17 protein-coding genes and 1 pseudogene are annotated in these 15945 nt (G+C 62.3%); 13 read left to right on the top strand and 5 right to left on the bottom strand.

The features are described from left to right. The first annotated feature begins 239 nt into the window (after window positions 1-239). From pstC to thiS, 6 genes are all read left to right on the top strand, one after another. Entirely contained in the window at window positions 240-1619 is a 1380-nt protein-coding gene (gene pstC, locus H156_RS0114990) for a phosphate ABC transporter permease subunit PstC (protein WP_017365156.1), read from the top strand. Continuing rightward, complete coding sequence (pstA, locus tag H156_RS0114985; protein WP_010960373.1) at window positions 1612-2916, top strand: phosphate ABC transporter permease PstA; 1305 nt, start codon at window positions 1612-1614, stop codon at window positions 2914-2916. Before pstC ends, pstA begins: the two co-directional genes overlap by 8 nt. 100 nt (window positions 2917-3016) lie before the next feature. After that, complete coding sequence (gene pstB, locus H156_RS0114980; RefSeq protein WP_154656743.1) at window positions 3017-3853, top strand: phosphate ABC transporter ATP-binding protein PstB; 837 nt, start codon at window positions 3017-3019, stop codon at window positions 3851-3853. An 18-nt stretch (window positions 3854-3871) separates the two neighbouring features. Beyond that, window positions 3872-4564, top strand: a complete 693-nt coding sequence (gene phoU / locus H156_RS0114975; RefSeq protein ID WP_017365154.1) for a phosphate signaling complex protein PhoU — start codon at window positions 3872-3874, stop codon at window positions 4562-4564. A 181-nt stretch (window positions 4565-4745) separates the two neighbouring features. Beyond that, window positions 4746-5837 carry a 3-deoxy-7-phosphoheptulonate synthase AroG gene (gene aroG / locus H156_RS0114970; protein WP_017365153.1) on the top strand — a complete coding sequence of 364 codons (1092 nt, stop codon included), beginning with the start codon at window positions 4746-4748 and terminating at the stop codon, window positions 5835-5837. Between the two features lie 4 nt (window positions 5838-5841). Then, window positions 5842-6822 (top strand): sulfur carrier protein ThiS, encoded by a 981-nt coding sequence (gene thiS / locus H156_RS0114965; RefSeq protein ID WP_017365152.1) that lies wholly within the window; start codon window positions 5842-5844, stop codon window positions 6820-6822. 114 nt (window positions 6823-6936) lie between these two features. On the opposite strand, the pseudogene H156_RS17600 reads toward thiS, so the two are convergent. Next, window positions 6937-7293, bottom strand: a pseudogene (locus H156_RS17600) (transglycosylase SLT domain-containing protein); the annotation flags it as partial. A gap of 907 nt (window positions 7294-8200) precedes the next feature. Here H156_RS17600 and H156_RS17130 point away from each other — a divergent pair. Further along, window positions 8201-8512 carry a hypothetical protein gene (locus tag H156_RS17130; RefSeq protein WP_154656742.1) on the top strand — a complete coding sequence of 104 codons (312 nt, stop codon included), beginning with the start codon at window positions 8201-8203 and terminating at the stop codon, window positions 8510-8512. On the opposite strand, the gene H156_RS0114950 is transcribed toward H156_RS17130, so the two are convergent. Continuing rightward, entirely contained in the window at window positions 8509-8730 is a 222-nt protein-coding gene (locus tag H156_RS0114950) for a hypothetical protein (RefSeq protein ID WP_017365149.1), read from the bottom strand. The genes H156_RS17130 and H156_RS0114950 overlap by 4 nt on opposite strands. A gap of 362 nt (window positions 8731-9092) precedes the next feature. Between H156_RS0114950 and H156_RS16335 the strand changes: the two genes are divergently transcribed. Both H156_RS16335 and H156_RS17700 read left to right on the top strand, forming a co-directional pair. After that, on the top strand, window positions 9093-9629 hold the full coding sequence (locus H156_RS16335) for a carbonic anhydrase family protein (RefSeq protein ID WP_017365148.1): 537 nt from the start codon (window positions 9093-9095) through the stop codon (window positions 9627-9629). Between the two features lie 5 nt (window positions 9630-9634). Next, window positions 9635-9883, top strand: a complete 249-nt coding sequence (locus H156_RS17700; protein WP_026045916.1) for a carbonic anhydrase family protein — start codon at window positions 9635-9637, stop codon at window positions 9881-9883. Here the strand turns inward: H156_RS17700 and H156_RS17695 are convergent. Both H156_RS17695 and smbP read right to left on the bottom strand, forming a co-directional pair. Further along, window positions 9816-10142, bottom strand: coding sequence for an AMP-binding enzyme (locus tag H156_RS17695; protein WP_274517078.1), 327 nt, complete (start codon window positions 10140-10142; stop codon window positions 9816-9818). The two genes, H156_RS17700 and H156_RS17695, sit on opposite strands and share 68 nt — an antisense overlap. A 157-nt stretch (window positions 10143-10299) precedes the next feature. Beyond that, entirely contained in the window at window positions 10300-10638 is a 339-nt protein-coding gene (gene smbP / locus H156_RS0114930; protein WP_010960380.1) for a small metal-binding protein SmbP, read from the bottom strand. Between the two features lie 242 nt (window positions 10639-10880). On the opposite strand from smbP, the gene H156_RS0114925 reads away from it, so the two are divergent. Continuing rightward, window positions 10881-12752 carry a PhoX family protein gene (locus tag H156_RS0114925; RefSeq protein WP_017365146.1) on the top strand — a complete coding sequence of 624 codons (1872 nt, stop codon included), beginning with the start codon at window positions 10881-10883 and terminating at the stop codon, window positions 12750-12752. 48 nt (window positions 12753-12800) lie between these two features. Here the strand turns inward: H156_RS0114925 and H156_RS0114920 are convergent, their stop codons facing one another. Further along, window positions 12801-13955, bottom strand: coding sequence for a hypothetical protein (locus tag H156_RS0114920; protein ID WP_238536845.1), 1155 nt, complete (start codon window positions 13953-13955; stop codon window positions 12801-12803). A 241-nt stretch (window positions 13956-14196) separates the two neighbouring features. Between H156_RS0114920 and H156_RS0114915 the strand changes: the two genes are divergently transcribed. Genes H156_RS0114915 through H156_RS0114905 form a run of 3 tightly spaced genes read left to right on the top strand, consistent with a single transcriptional unit; the run spans window position 14197 to window position 15920 of the window. Beyond that, window positions 14197-15102, top strand: coding sequence for an EcsC family protein (locus tag H156_RS0114915; protein ID WP_026045914.1), 906 nt, complete (start codon window positions 14197-14199; stop codon window positions 15100-15102). 10 nt (window positions 15103-15112) lie between these two features. Continuing rightward, window positions 15113-15448: a DUF5132 domain-containing protein gene (locus H156_RS0114910; protein ID WP_010960384.1), complete on the top strand. Its 336-nt coding sequence runs from the start codon at window positions 15113-15115 to the stop codon at window positions 15446-15448. Next, a complete protein-coding gene (locus H156_RS0114905; RefSeq protein WP_282213448.1) occupies window positions 15381-15920 on the top strand; it encodes an HMA2 domain-containing protein in 540 nt (179 codons plus the stop codon). Before H156_RS0114910 ends, H156_RS0114905 begins: the two co-directional genes overlap by 68 nt. Window positions 15921-15945 lie beyond the last annotated feature (25 nt).

Genomic DNA, 15945 nt, shown 5'->3' with positions numbered 1-15945 from the left:
GCTCAGTCTCTGCTCGTTCCCGGACGTGGTATGTTCCCGTGCGCCCGCTTCGTCAACGGATTCGGCGGGCGGCGGAGTGATGCTGGCAGTTTTTTTAGGGTGGGCATGGTGTTCGCCCCGGCTGGAACCCCCTGAAGCATATGCCCCGGGATTCCGGGCCACGGTCTCATATGATGTCCGATGCTCCGCTGCGTCCGTAAATTGCCGGCCGGTCCGATTTTTGTGGCCAGAAGTTACCCATGACCAAATCAACGCTGTTTTTCGTCCTCGTATTGTTGTGCCTCGCCGCTTACCGTTTCGGCCGCCGTCGCTCCTTGGCGGTCGCCTCGGGCAGAATCCGCAACCTCCACTCGCTTCCCGGGTACTACGGATTTTTCGTTGCGCTTTGGTGTGGAGTGCCCGCTTTGATACTGCTGGTCTGTTGGCTGATGTTCGAGGGGCCGGTCATCAACCACCTCGTCATTTCGAGCCTGCCGGACGAGCTCCGCGGCCAGTCTCCCGAGCAACTGGGCCTTGTCATCAACGACATCCGCAACGTGGTGGGCGGAAAGGAAACATCGGCTACCAACCCGGCGATACAGGCGGCTGCCGCCGAATACCTCCGCCTGCGCTCTTTGAGTGACGCCTTGCTGGCCGCGGTCGCGCTGTCCGTTTCCGTAATCGGCGGCGTGGTCGCCGGGCAGCGCATCCAGCCGTCGTTGCGGGCGCGGAACAAGGTGGAAGGGGCGTTGATGTTTTTTTTGATCGCCTGCTCCCTGGTCGCGATCTTCACCACTGTCGGCATCGTGCTTTCGGTGCTGTTCGAATCGATACGGTTTTTCGGACTGGTTCCGATCACCGAGTTCCTGTTCGGTACCGACTGGAGTCCGCAGATGGCGATCCGTGCGGACCAGGTCGGGTCTTCCGGCGCATTCGGAGCGGTGCCTCTGTTCACCGGCACCTTGCTGATTTCGGCGATCGCCATGGCGGTTGCCGTTCCCATCGGCTTGTTGTCGGCCATCTATCTGGCGGAATACGCCACCCCCCGCATCCGGGCAGTCGGCAAACCGTTGCTCGAAGTCCTGGCGGGCGTACCCACCGTCGTCTACGGCTTCTTTGCCGCTCTGACGGTCGCTCCCTTTGTCCGGGATGTGGCGCAGTCCCTGGGGCTCGAGGCGTCCTCCGAGAGCGCTCTGGCTGCGGGGCTGGTGATGGGAGTCATGATCATTCCGTTCGTATCATCGCTTTCTGACGACTTCATCAATGCGGTGCCGCAGTCGCTCCGAGACGGCGCTTATGCCCTCGGCGCCACCCAATCGGAAACGATCCGAAACGTCGTCATTCCGGCAGCGTTGCCCGGTATCGTTGGTGGAATCCTGCTCGCGGTGTCCAGGGCGATCGGCGAGACCATGATCGTCGTCATGGCGGCGGGCCTGGCGGCGAATCTGACCGGCAATCCCCTGCAGGCGGTCACCACCGTCACTACCCAGATTGTCACCCTGCTGGTGGGCGACCAGGAATTCGACAGTCCGAAGACGCTGGCGGCTTTCGCCCTCGGCCTGGTGCTGTTCCTGGCGACGCTCGCCCTCAACATCATTGCCATGCACATCGTCCGGAAGTATCGGGAACAATATGAATAGCGAAGCCACGCACGTCCTTTCGCGACGCACTGCCGACATCGTCAAGGCCTCCCTCGGGCGGCGGCATGCCGCCGAAAGGCGTTTTCGCCTCTATGGCCTCATGTCCATAGGTGCGGGCATCCTGATGCTGGTCATCCTGCTGGTCAGCATCTTCGGCCAGGGCTACCGGGCATTCTCGCAGACCTACGTGGGTCTCGACGTCAGTTTCGACCCGGCCGTGATCGATCCCGACGGCGGGCGTTCGCCGGAAGCGCTGGCCTCGGCCGACTATGGGGCACTGCTGAAGCGCGCTCTGGGGGAGCTGTTTCCGGATGTCACTGAACGTCAGGACAAACGCGCCCTGCATCGGTTGATCAGCGCGGGCGCTTCGTATGCCGTCCGTGACGAGATCCTGGCACATCCCGAGTTGGTCGGTCATTCGGCCCGCATCTGGGTGGCAGCGGGCGCGGACGTCGACCTGCTGGAAAAGGGCTACTTCGATCGCAGCGCTGCCGAAGCCGAGCGGCGCATGAAGGACCGCGAACTGGCATGGGTCGACAGGCTCAAGGCCGAAGGTCGTCTGGAACGGCGATTCAACGCGAAGTTCTTTACGGCCGGTGATTCGCGCGATCCGGAACAGGCGGGGATAGGGGGAGCGTTGATGGGCTCCTTCTACACCGTCCTGGTCACCCTGGTACTGTCTCTCCCCATCGGTGTGGCGGCCGCCATCTATCTCGAGGAGTTCGCGCCGCGCAATCACTGGGTCGATTTCATCGAGGTCAACATCAACAATCTCGCGGCGGTGCCATCGATCGTCTTCGGCCTGCTCGGCCTGGCCGTGTTCATCAATTTCTTGGGCGTGCCGCGTTCCTCGCCGCTGGTCGGTGGGCTGGTGCTCACGCTCATGACGCTGCCGGTCATCATCATCGCAGCCCGCTCGGCCCTGAAGGCGGTACCGCCCTCGATACGCGAGGCCGCCATGGGGGTGGGGGCTTCGCCAATGCAGACCGTGTTCCACCACGTCGTACCCCTGGCCATGCCGGGGATGCTGACCGGCGCGATCATCGGGATGTCGCGGGCGCTGGGCGAAAGTGCGCCATTGCTGATGATCGGTATGGTGGCTTTCATCGTCGACATTCCGCACGGCATTTTCGATCCGGCGACCGTGCTGCCCGTCCAGGTCTACCTGTGGGCGGACAGCCCGGAGAGGGGCTTCGTTGAGCGCACTTCCGCGGCGATTCTGGTCCTGCTGGCATTCCTGATCCTGATGAACGGCACTGCGGTGTACCTGCGCCGGCGCTTCGAGCGGCGCTGGTGATTCGTCCTCGGGGCCTGCGGGTTACACTACCAAAAGCTCGAGGGAGCGCATGAATACAATCGCAGAGAGTCAAACGGTTCAAGGCAAAGAGAGCGCAAAAATGAGAAGCCCGGAAAAGGGAACTTTGATCGCCGCCCACCAGAGGGAGTTCACCCGGACGATCGGAGAAATCAGCTCGCCGAACCCCAGGATCATGTGCCGGGACGTCAATGTCTATTACGGCGAAAAGCATGCGATTCAGAACGTCAGTCTGGATGTCGGCCACAATGAGGTCATCGCTCTGATCGGCCCTTCCGGTTGCGGAAAGTCGACGTTTCTGCGCTGTCTCAACCGGATGAATGACACCATCGTGGGCTGCCGGGTGACCGGTTCGATCCGTCTCGACGGCCAGGACATCTACGACGGCGGGCTGGACGTGGTGCCGCTGCGGGCGCAGGTGGGCATGGTGTTCCAGAAGCCCAATCCGTTTCCGAAGAGCATCTACGAAAACGTCGCCTACGGGCCGAAGATCCACGGTCTGGCGAATAGCAAGGCTGAGCTGGAGGAAATCGTGGAGTCGTCGCTGCGGCGGGCCGGGTTGTGGGACGAGGTCAAGGACGATCTGGCCAAGCCCGGTACCAGTTTGTCGGGTGGACAGCAACAGCGCCTGTGCATCGCCCGGACCATCGCGGTCAGTCCCGAAGTGATCCTGATGGATGAGCCCTGTTCGGCGCTCGATCCCATCGCCACGGCCAAGATCGAGCAGCTCATCGACGAGTTGCGCGAGCTCTACACCATCGCCATCGTGACCCATTCCATGCAGCAGGCGGCCCGCGTCTCCCAGCGTACGGCCTACTTCCATCTCGGCCGGCTGATCGAGGTCGGTGATACGGCACAGGTCTTCACCAACCCACGCCATCCCCTCACCGAAGACTACATCACCGGCCGATTCGGCTAATTGCGGAGATTGCGTTCGATGAATCAGGTTACGGAAGGTCACAGTATCCGCCGTTACGACGGCGAGTTACGGGAACTGCACTACAAGGTGCTGGAAATGGGCACGCTGGTGCTGACCCAGGTCAAAGAGGCGGTGCGTTCCCTGAAAACGGGCGACGTGAGTCTGGCAGCAGAAATCATCGAAGAGGATGACCAGGTCGACGATCTCGAAGTTGAAGCCGATACCGAGGTCGTTGCACTGTTCGCCCGCCGCTGTCCGAAGGGCAGCGATCTTCGCTTGGTGATGGCGCTGTCGAAAGCCATTACCGATCTGGAGCGCGTCGGCGATGAGGCGGTGAAGATCGCCTCGTGCGTGGAACGGCTGTATGCCGTCCCGGCCGATTATCCTGCCGAAGTGCCGCGCAACCAGGTCCTCGTGCTTGCTGACCTCGTGGTCAAGCGGTTCGAGAGCGCATTGCGCATCGTCGACTCGTGGGAGGCCGAACAGGCGCAGCAGTTCATCGCGAGCCAGCGCGAGGTTTCCGAGAGGTTCCAACAGACGCTCGGCGGGTTGATGGACAATGGCGGTTCCGATGCCGGCGGTGCCAACCGGGCGGTGAATCTGGTTCTGGTCCTCAAAGCGCTGGAACGTATCGCCTGCCACGCGGAAAATCTGGCGGAATACGTGATCTACCAGGCCATGGGCCTGGTGATCCGGCACCATGCGGTCTGAACGTCCCCATTCCAGCATGACGTCCGGGCATGAATGGCGCCTCAACGGCTCCGCTCATCCCTGACGGCGACTATCCCCAAACGCTGCGCCAGGCTAAAATAGTCGGATTTCCCGGCGTCTGCGCTGATGAAGAGGCCCGGCCGCAGGGGCTTCGAATTGTCGATCAGAGAGATTTGCGGCCATGCCCAGCGTGTACAACACCGACGATCTTCGCATCTGCGAGATCAAGGAAGTCATTCCGCCCGTCCAGGTTCATGAGGAATTCCCGATCACGGACCGGGCCGCACTCACGACACTGACCGCCCGCCGAGGGATTCACGCAATCCTTTCCAGGGAGGACGACCGCCTGCTGGTGGTGATCGGGCCCTGTTCGATCCATGACCCCAAGGCCGCGCTCGAATACGGGGAGCGGCTGCTGCCGCTCCGCCAGAAACTGGCGAGACATCTGGAAATCGTGATGCGGGTCTATTTCGAGAAGCCGCGAACGACCGTCGGCTGGAAGGGCCTGATCAATGATCCCGATCTGGACGAGAGTTTCAACATCAACAAAGGCTTGCGTCTCGCCCGCAAGCTGTTGCTCGATCTGAACGAACTGGGCATGCCCGCGGCCACCGAGTACCTCGATCTCATCACCCCGCAGTATGTCTCCGACCTGATCGCTTGGGGCGCCATCGGTGCTCGTACCACGGAGAGCCAGTCTCACCGTGAACTGGCATCGGGGCTGTCATGTCCGGTTGGATTCAAGAACGCCACCGACGGCACGATCAAGGTTGCTGTCGACGCCATAGGTGCGGCACGGCGGCCACATCATTTCCTGTCTTTGACCAAGGCCGGTCATTCGGCGATCTTCTCCACGACCGGTAACACCGACTGTCACATCATCCTTCGTGGCGGAGCCCGGCCGAATTACGACGCGGCCAGCGTCGAAGCGGCGGCCAGGGCGCTGGAAGCCGTCGGCCTGCCGCCCAACATCATGGTGGACTGCAGCCATGCCAACAGCATGAAGGATTACCTGAAGCAGCTGCGGGTGGCCGAGGACGTGGCCGAACAGATAGATGGCGGCGACAGGCGGATCATCGGCTTGATGGTGGAAAGTCACCTCAAGCCGGGCAATCAGAAACTCCACAAGGGCATGGTTCCCGAATACGGCGTCAGCATCACTGATGCCTGCATCGGCTGGGATGACAGCGTGGCCGTGCTGGAACGGCTCGCCGCCGCGGTGGAGAGCCGGCGCGGCCGGTCGGCAGGCATCCGGAACGTGCGGGGGGCCTGAGCGCATGCGTGTTTTCGTCAACGGCGAAGAGCGTACGGTACCGCCTGGAACGACCCTGGAGGATCTGATCGCCGCCATGGACCTCGCCGGGAAACGTGTGGCCGTCGAGCTGAACCTCGAAATCGTGCCACACGGCGACTATGGTTCCCGGGTCCTCGAGCCCGACGACCGGGTGGAAATCGTCCACGCCATCGGGGGGGGGCAGGGCGATCCGCTGGTGATCGCCGGGAAGGCATACACTTCACGCCTGCTGGTCGGGACTGGCAAATACAAGGATCTGGCGGAAACCCGGGCCGCGGTGGAAATGTCCGGCGCGGAGATCGTCACGGTGGCGATCCGGCGCACCAACATCGGCCAGGACCCGGGCCAGCCCAGTCTCCTGGACGTGATCCCGCCCGACCGCTACACCATTTTGCCCAATACCGCCGGCTGTTACACGGTCGAAGACGCCGTGCGTACCTGCCGGCTGGCCCGCGAGCTGCTCGGGGGGCATCGTCTGGTCAAGCTGGAGGTGCTGGGCGACCCGACCACCCTCTTCCCGGACGTGACCGCGACGCTGGAGGCGGCGGAGATCCTGGTGCGCGATGGATTCGATGTCATGGTATACACCAACGACGATCCGATCATCGCCAAGCGCCTGGAAGAGATCGGCTGCGTCGCCGTGATGCCGTTGGCCGCCCCCATCGGATCGGGGTTGGGGATTCGCAATCCCTACAACATCCTGACCATCGTGGAAAACGCCAAGGTCCCGGTCCTGGTCGACGCGGGCGTGGGTACGGCTTCCGACGCCGCCGTAGCGATGGAACTCGGCTGCGATGGCGTGCTCATGAACACGGCCATCGCCGAGGCTAAAAATCCAGTACTGATGGCATCGGCGATGAAGAAGGCGATCGAGGCCGGGCGTGAAGCCTTCCTGGCGGGCAGGATGCCTAGGCGCCGGTTCGCGTCGGCTTCGTCCCCGCTGGCGGGGTTGTTCTTCGATTGAGCACCCGTGAGGGTGGGGTGGTTTCGGGTGCCGACGAGTTGAAAGCGGCAATCCGGCAGCCGTAGTGTACCTCCCATGCCCTTCCTTCGGCAGCGGCTCGCCGGAACGCAGGGCTTTCATCAGGGCGCCCGGTCCGAGGTTGTAGGCGGTCAGCGCCTTCTCCGTGTCCCCGCCGAACAGGTCGGTCAGGTCCCGGAGATACCGAGCCGCGCCGTTGGCGGCCTGCTTCAGGTCGTGCGGGTCGGTCACGCCGTACTGGGCGGCGGTCGCCGGCATGAGCTGGAACGCCCCGCGGGCGCCCTTCGGGCTGACCGCCGCCGGGTTCAGGCCGCTCTCGACCAGCCCCACCGCCTTGAGCAGGGCGGGATCGAGGTTGTTGTCGATCGCCGCCTGGCGGATGACCGCCTCGGCGTCGGACGGGGCCGCGGGGGCGGAAGCGGGGGCGGAGGCGCCGGACCCTGCATCGAGCATGCGCTCGATGTCGAAGGCGTCCCGCAGCCGCAGGCCGCGCTTCTGCTCGTAGCGCGCCCGGTCCTGCGCGAGCCGGCGCTCGAGGGCGGAAGCGGCGAAGCGCCGGTCCGCGTCCTCGGCCGCCTGGGCGCGGACCATCGCATCCTGGTACAGCGCGTTGCGGTTCGCGGCCTGGAGCCCGGGGCTGACGCCGGCGAAGGTCTCGTTGCCGTAGGGGTCGACGGAAATCTGGACGCCGTTGGCGGAGAGCCGGGTCTGGGGAAGGGCTATCATCTTGACCAGGTCCTCCGGGGGGAGTCCGTTTTGCGCCGCGAGGCTTAAAATCTGTTGGCGTTCTTCAGGAGTCCGGGCGTTCTGGAGAATGCCTGCCACTCGGCGAAGCTTCGCCTGATTCAGACGGGTATTGACGTAATCGGCCAGGCCACGATCCTTCGCGTAGAGCGAAGACATCACGGCATGGTGCAGCGTGTCGGCATTGACCAGCTTGACTGGATCGTCGTCGCGGTTGGTGCGCCCTTCGGTGATTGGTCCGTGGGACAGCACGTTGCCGTCCCCGTCCAGCCAGGACACCCGCAGGCCGTAATGCGGATTGCCCCGGTCATCCTTGCCCGTGGGCACCACCTCGTCGACGCGCACCTTGGCGACGTTGTCAGGCACGCCGTGCTTGAGCTGGCCCTGGAAAAACGGATGGTTGAAAAGCTCCAGCGCCTCGGGAGACCGCAGCGCCTCGTGCGCGTCCTTCGTGACGAGGTTGCCCGCCGGGTCCGTGGTGGTGTACAGCGAGAGGTACTTCCCGGCGACATCCTGCGCGTCCCGCAGTTCCGCCGCCTCGCGCCGTTGACGGTCCTGTTCCTGAAGGGCTACGATGTCGCGGTAAGCGCCGAGAAAGCTGCCGAGTGGATCGCCGATGTTGTACAAAGCCATGAAGAACTTCCTGTTCCTGGTTGCGCTGCTTCCCGTGACGGCAGCCGCGTGGGATTCGGAGTGCGTTACCAATCCTGCCGCCTGCACGTCCGCAATCGGCGAGACCAGACGGGAACCTCCTTTATGGAAAACCGCGCCCGACCCCATGCAGGAAATCCGGGACCGGCAACGCCGCTCCGCGATCTATGACGTCTGGGAGACGGACTCCCAGGGCCACTACCACCAGTACCTCGTCATTCCGGACGAGTACGGCAGGCCGAGCCGCATCACGCCCGGATTATCCTCGGGCCGCTAGGAAGGCTGCAAACCGTCTGGCGGGTCCTGCGCCACCGCCTCCAGGAACGGCCTGAGCTTCCCGCTCTGCCGCGCCACCTCGTCCCAGACGAGCCCGGTCTTCGCCTGCAGGAGCCGGTGCGCGTCGGGGTAGTTCTTCCGGATCCACTCGACGCGCTCGACCTCGGCCGCGGAATTCCCCCACGCGGTGCAGGTCGCGCAGTCGAGCGAGTGGGTCACGCCCTAGAGACGAACGTTGTCTGGGAACTGTTCGCAACTCCCCCCCTTTTGATGCTCAAGATCGCCCTCGCTTCAGAAGATGTCGAGCGCACTCTGCCGGTCCAGGATGATTCGACCGTCACGGAGCGAGGCTTCTTGCCTTGTGGCTTTTCGCGCGCCTTCGGAGACAGGGAATCACCTTGCCCCTGATGGGGGGCTGTCGTGTCTCGAATAGTCGCGTAGTCGGTCGGTTGCCGACGATGACCCGCATCAAGCAGGGAGGGCTTAAGCCGCCTCCTTGACTTATTGTTGATCTCTCTACATTCTTTTCTCCATCTCAAATCCGGGTGAGATGGATCTCGCCGTTGAAGGGAGGAATTGGGATGGTACGGCGAACCATTTGGGCCGCACTGGCCCTCATCTGTATCCTGAGTTTTTCGCGCCCGGCCGGAGCCGCGGGATGCCCAAGCGAACCCGACTGGTCCTACAGCGGCGCCAACGGCCCCAGCAACTGGAACACCCTGTTTCCCATTCAGTGCGGGACAGGTTCGCGGCAGTCTCCATTCGATATCGTCACCGCCAACGTCACCAAGGCCGACCTGCCCAAGCTTAGCTTTCACTACAATGTCGCCGACGTGTTGTTTCTCGACCACGACGATCAGGTCGCCTTCAACCACGGCAACGGCAACTTCATAAAGATCGGGAAGGATCGCTTCGACCTTATCAACATCCACGAGCATACTCCGAGCGAATACACTCTAAACGGCCAACAGTTCCCGATGGAGATTCATCTCGTCCATCAGAACAAGCAGACCGGGCAGCTCGCGGTGATTGGCGTCTTCGTCGTCACGGGCAAGGAAAACAAGGGCGTCAGGAGGCTCCGAGCTTCAACGACCCCTCGACGGTCGCTCTTAAGCTGACCGGGTTGATTCCCAAAAAGCGCAATTATGTGCGCTTCAACGGTTCCACCACCCCAGGCGAAAACATCGCTCTGCCCAGATGCGCTGAAGGTGTGCTGTGGACGGAGATGCTGACGCCGATCGCGATGTCCTCCGACCAGATCGCCGCTTTCCAGGACTCGGCCCAGGTCTGCTGGGGCACCAGTATCACGAATCGTCCCCTCCAGCCCTCCAACAACAGGTTCCTGCTCTCGCCCAGGAACGTCGATCCGTGAGCCGCCCGCGTTTAACGCGCAAGCCAAAGGATAACCTCAGCGCGTGCGCTTTGCGCTTGCGCAGCTCGACCCGCCTGATCTTTCCGCTCACGGTCTTCGGCAGTTCGTCCAGGAACTCGATTTCCCTCGGATACTTGTAAGGAGCGGTCGTCCGCTTAACGTGCTCCTGAAGATCTCTCGCCAGGGTGGCATCCTTCGCCCCCCCGGTTTGAGGCGCACGAAAGCCTTTCACGATCGCGCCCCGATCCGGTGTATTCATAGTACGCATTGAACGCTAGCCCAAGATTGGAGGCGTCCCCTGGCTCTCCGGTGGGAATAAGCGTAGTTTTCCGATATGGGATGATGACGGGAAAGGCGGGCCGATGAGCATCGGCCCGCCCCATTAGCGGGGTTCGTCCCTAAACCCGACTTCCGTCTCAGGGCGCGGCTTTCAAGTGGGTGACGGCTTCCTCGGCCGATTTCTTGGCGATGTCGGCGTGCCCCATCTTCCCGTGCTCGATGGCGCTGTTCAGGCTCGTGATCGCAGCGTCGTAGTGGGGACTTTTCTTTTCCGCATTGGCGGCGGCGGCATGGGTCTTCGCGGCCTCCGCATGTTCCGCCACGCCTGCCGCATTGCCGGCCGCGACCGCGGCTTCGGCATGTTTCAACGCCTCTGCCTTGTGATCTTCCGCCGCCTGCGCCGCGCTCAGGCCGAGCATCGTGGCGAATGCCGCGGTCAGCAGCCCTTTGATGATGCCTCTGTTCAGAACGTTCATCGTGCTTTCCTCCTCTCGTGGGTGGTAAGGCTTCATGGTCGTCGGATGCATTGCACTCGGTATGTCCGACGGGAACACGGATACCACAGTCATTTTTCGGCGTCCATAGGAACTCTCCGGCCGTCGTTCGGAGCCGGCCCTGTCATCCGCCTTTAACTTCGAGCAAATAAGATCGCCCGCTCATCCGGACGGTGCAGGCCGTACGGTATAAAGATCATCATAATATTTCGAGGGGTTTGAAGATGATGAAAAAAAGATTTCTGGCTACGGCGGTCGGTATGGCTCTGGCGGGTGCGGGGGCATCCCCTGTCATCGCCGCCGTCAAAGGCGCGATTCCGGTGAAGTCAGTGGAGTTCATCGGGATGGCGGCGCCCGAAACCGCCGAACAAAGGGCTGCTGCCTACACCAACGCCAAGGCGAAGGTCACTTTCAAGAGCGGAGGGAGCCGGATCTACGATCTCAAATACAACACGCTCTTCTATAACATGGACACCATTGGCGGCGTGACTGCCGGCGCGATCTATGATGTGACCGGTACGCCATTGCTGGATTCGAACGGCAATCCGATGATCTCCGAAAGTCCGGACGCGAATAGTCTGATCCGCATCCCCGCCAGGGGCGGTGACAAGCTTTTTCTGGTTACCCATTTCGAATACGACTGGCTGGACACTGCCGGCGTCGATCAGTACGGCAAGCAGCCGATGACCATGAGCCTGGCGAGCATCGCGCAGGACGGGAAAACCGGGGCGCTGGCGGCGACCGGCCTCAAGAACATCGACATGTCGGCCATCGATGGCTTGTGGATTCCCTGTGCGGGCTCCCTCTCGCCCTGGAATACCCATCTCGGCAGCGAGGAGTATGAGCCGGACGCCCGTTGCCAAGTGGAAAGCTCCTGTGCAAGCGGATCCATTGGTCTGGAGGGGATGGAGCGTTATCTTGCCGGGACCAAGGTGGCCAACGTGTACAACTACGGCATCGTGCCTGAAGTGACAGTCGACGGAAGCGGCGCAACCCGCGTCGTCCGCCATCGGACCCTGGGTCGCGTATCCCGCGAGCTGGTTCAGGTGCTGCCCGATGAACGCACGGTGTTCCAGGGCGATGACGGTACCTATAACGTGCTGACGATGTTTGTGGCGGACCGGAAGCGTGATCTGTCTGCCGGGACGCTGTATGCCGCGAAATGGCAGCAGATCAGCGCCGAGAATGGCGGCGAAGCCGATCTGGCATGGGTCCGTCTCGGCCATGCCAGCGATGCCGAGCTGGATTCGCTGGTGGCGAGCGGCGTGACCTTTGCCGACATCTTCGAAACCGCCCCGGTGAACAAACTGGCCGATGGTTCCTATGAAGCGCCTCCGGCAGGTTTCAGGCAGATCATCGCCGGCCACAACAAGGGGCTGGTGGAAAATCTGAAGCTGAAACCCGGGATGGAAACCGCGGCGGCCTTCCTGGAGACACGCCGCTTCGCCGCGTATATGGGGGCCACCACGGAATTCGAAAAATTCGAGGGCGTGACGGTCAACGCCCGCGACCGGAAAGTCTATCTGGCGATGACGCGCCTGAGCAGTGGCATGGAGGACAAACCGAAGGATCCGGCCAACCACATCCGTATCCCCAAATTGCTGGCAGGCGCGGTCTACCAGATGGATCTCGCGACCTGGAAGCTGGACACCGAGGGCCGCAGGATCGACAGCAAGTACGCAGGGACTCACATGAAGGCCTTGGTGCTGGGACAGGACATCGCCAAGGATGCCGCGGGAAATACCGCCGCTGTCGACAGGATCGCCAATCCGGACAATCTGAAATATTCGGAAAAGATGCGTACCCTGTTCATCGGCGAGGACAGTAGCACCCTCCATATCAACAACTTCCTGTGGGCCTACAACGTCGATACCGGCAAGTTGTCACGCATCCTGTCCTTGCCCGCAGGCGCGGAAAGCACCGGGCTTCAGGCGATCGACGCCCTGGGCGGTCATGCCTACATCATGAGCAACTACCAGCATGCCGGCGATTATTCACCCAACATCGATCCGGCCCTCAAAGGACAACTCGAACCGCTGATCGACAAGTCCAAGGCGGCGATCGGCTATCTCGGAGGTATGCCGGCATTGGAGTGATCGACGCAGTCTCGATCCTTGAAAAACGCCGGGGCGCCCCGGCGTTTTTCATTTTGCGATGGTGATACTGGGTGTCCCGAAGGTCGGCAGGTCGGTCACGGTCATCTGGTAGAGCTGGTAGAGGAGGCGGAAGGCCTCCAGATTCCATTGGTGGCCGGTTTCAGGGCGCAATGAGTAGTAACGGCCGGCGAATTCCACGGCAAGCCCGGCATCCGACGGGCGCGAATCCGTCTCCACGATGTCGACGGTTGATGCGGGATTCTCCCGCACCGGCGGGGTTCTGGGATCCGGCTGGACGTCGTACTCCGGTTCTTCCGTGATGGATCTGCCGATGAAGTCGAGAATGCCTTGGAAGCTGCGCAGTCGGAACGTCCCGTGGATTGGGAATTCCCCGCCGGGATAGTCCTTGCGGATATCCACCGCGATTGCGTTGGGCGGGCTGTTTTCGGCCTCCCGGTTCAGCCGGATACGCTCCGCCTCGGGCAGATTGTCCGGATCGTAATTGGTGATCATCAGGCGTCCGGTGACCTTTTTCGACAGGAGGTAGCTGTTGGTGGACGGTTCGAACCGGATCTCATAGCCTTGCTCCAGCGCCGCGAATCCTTCCGGCGTTATCGCCGAGGCCGGCAGTGTCCAGGACTGAGTGAAGAACATCGGTTCCACGTAAAGCCGGTTGCGATCCTGGATGGAGGACAGATGGAGGACCAGGCGCCGGAAGAATGAATAGCCGGTCCGGTCGGAAGGCTTGTTGGTGTAAGCGACTTCTTCGCCTTCACGGAACGTTCGGAACTCCTGCGCCATGAGACGTAGAGCCATGTCCACGTCCATGCCCTGGCGCAGCAACAGGGTCAGTTTGTTTTCCTGCAGCGGCGCCAGCATGCGCTTGGTGAAGGCTTCCCCCTCGACGGGGACGATGCTCACGGTCGGATTTTCGGCGACGGAGCCGCCAAAGACCGGCATCATCAACCCGCCCGAGTTGCCTGTCAGTGCCGGTGTGGCGCCTGCATTGAACGTGACGTTGTAGGTCGCCGCGATGCTGGACAGGGCGGTGAAATGAATCGGCTGGTGGCGGGCGGCACGGGCGATGTTCAAAAGGATCTGTTTGTCGATGATGTCGGTCGCGGCTTCGTTATAGGCTAGGACGGCATGGTCGAGTGCCGTCGGCGCCAAGCATCCGGAAAGGTTGGCGGCGGCCAGCCCCACGAGCCCTGTACGCCGAAGGGATGACAGGGAGGTTTTCATCGCACCGAAGGACATTTTCACAAGGACGTAGCGCGGCGGCCCGATTTCTCTGACATTGCCGAAAAAAGAAAGGGATGAAGTATAGCCCAGGCCGTACCGTGGTTCGTGTGGTTTTCCCTGTCAGGCAAGGTATCGACAAATCTCGCTGCGGCGTCATGAAACCGTCACAGCAACCTGATAGCTTGAACGGATAACACATATCTTGCGGATATCCCACCAATTCGCGTTTTCCTTTTCTCAAACACTCGATATGCGTTCAGCCAAATCAAAGCGCGTGCTCCCTTTTTCACTGACTCCAGATGACCGGCGGGCCTTGCAGCGGGCGTTCGATCACCTTGAATACCCCAGCTTCGCGGCGAGGCTGTCCGGCGTGGTCGGAACGCCCATCGAAATGGCCGTGAAGCTGCTGCCGCGTTCCTGGTACATGGCATGGCATCGGGGCGTCGATGCGGCCGTTGCCAAGGCTCTGAGCATGGCGATCGGCAGCCTGAGCGCTTCGGCCGCGCCGCTGGCCGACCGCCGCTACTGGATGATGGGTGCCGTGTCCGGTGCCGTCGGTGGCTTCTTCGGTGGGCCGGCACTGCTGCTGGAAATCCCGCTGACGACGGTCCTCATGCTGCGGGCTATCGCCGACATTGCCCGGCAGGAAGGAGAGGACGTGGAGTCGCCCGAAGGCCAGCTCGCCTGTCTCGAAGTCTTCGCGTTGGGGGGACGATCCAGTGAGGACGATGCGGCCGACACAGGCTATTACAGCCTCCGTCTTGCGCTGGAGCTGCCGCTATCCAGCGCCGCCCGGCATATCGCGCGACGTGGCCTGGACCGCAGGAGTGCGCCGGCCCTGGTCAATCTGGTCGGCCATGTTTCCGAACGTTTCGGCGTGGCGCTTTCGGAACGGGCCGCCGCGAAACTTATTCCCGTTGTCGGCGCCTTGGGGGGCGCACTTATCAACAATGCTTTCATTCAACACTTTCAGGATACCGCGCGCAGCCACTTTACTATTCGTCGATTAGAGCGAAAATATTCGAGATCGCTTATCGAAGCGGAATACAAGAAGTTGAAACGCCGGCCCGGAAAAGCCTCCGTCCGGTATACTGCATTGGCTGCCTGAGGAATTTGCCATGCCCCCGATCAAAGAGTTTTTCGACCAATTGCCGCCGGTCAACGAGGTTTTGAACAACGACATCGTCAAGGGTGTCGCGATCGGCGCTGGCGTCGTGGCCTTGGCCGGTCTGGCGCTCCCCGCCGCTGCGCGGGCCGCGCGGCCGATGGCGCGGTCGACCGTCAAAGCCGCCATCCTGCTTTCGGAAAAGGGGCGCGAAATCTTGGCTGAAGCCGCCGAGAATCTCGAAGACATCGTCGCGGAAGTCAAGGCCGAACTCGCGGCCGGTGCCGCTGCCGGTGCGGCGGCGGGTGAAACCGCGGCAGAAGCCAAAGGAGTCGAGGCCGCCGATTGATATGCTGAGGGCGGAGATCGTTCACTGCCTGCCCGGCAGGCTGCGGCTGCGCGTCGCCGAAAAACGCGGCGATGAGGCGGCGTTGCGGGAACTGGCAAACGGTTTGGCCGCGCATCCGGAAGTGGCATCGGTGGAAGTCCGGCCCGTAACCGGCGGTCTGCTGGTGGTCCACAATCTGGGCGAGGCGTGGCAGCCGATCACCCGCTACGCCGCCGACCGGAACTTGTTCGCCGTCACCGCGCCCGCGGCGTTGGTTTCCCCGCCTTCCATCGCAGATGCCACCGTAGCTGGCCTCAAGGTCATCGATCGCCGGTTGCGTCGGGCGACCGGTGGGGCGCTCGATTTCCAGTCCGCGATGTTTCTGACGTTCGTCGGGTTCGCGGTTCATCAGGTCCGGCAAGGCCACATGCTGGGTCCGGTGTCGACCCTGTTGCTCAATGCCTACGGTTTCCTAAAAGAGAAGGGCCGCTGATCCTAGGCGGCCGGCATCGGCCCGT

Source organism: Methylococcus capsulatus str. Texas = ATCC 19069, from assembly GCF_000424685.1.
Taxonomy (GTDB): Bacteria; Pseudomonadota; Gammaproteobacteria; order Methylococcales; family Methylococcaceae; genus Methylococcus; species Methylococcus capsulatus.
This window is presented reverse-complemented; position numbering and strand designations above follow the sequence as displayed.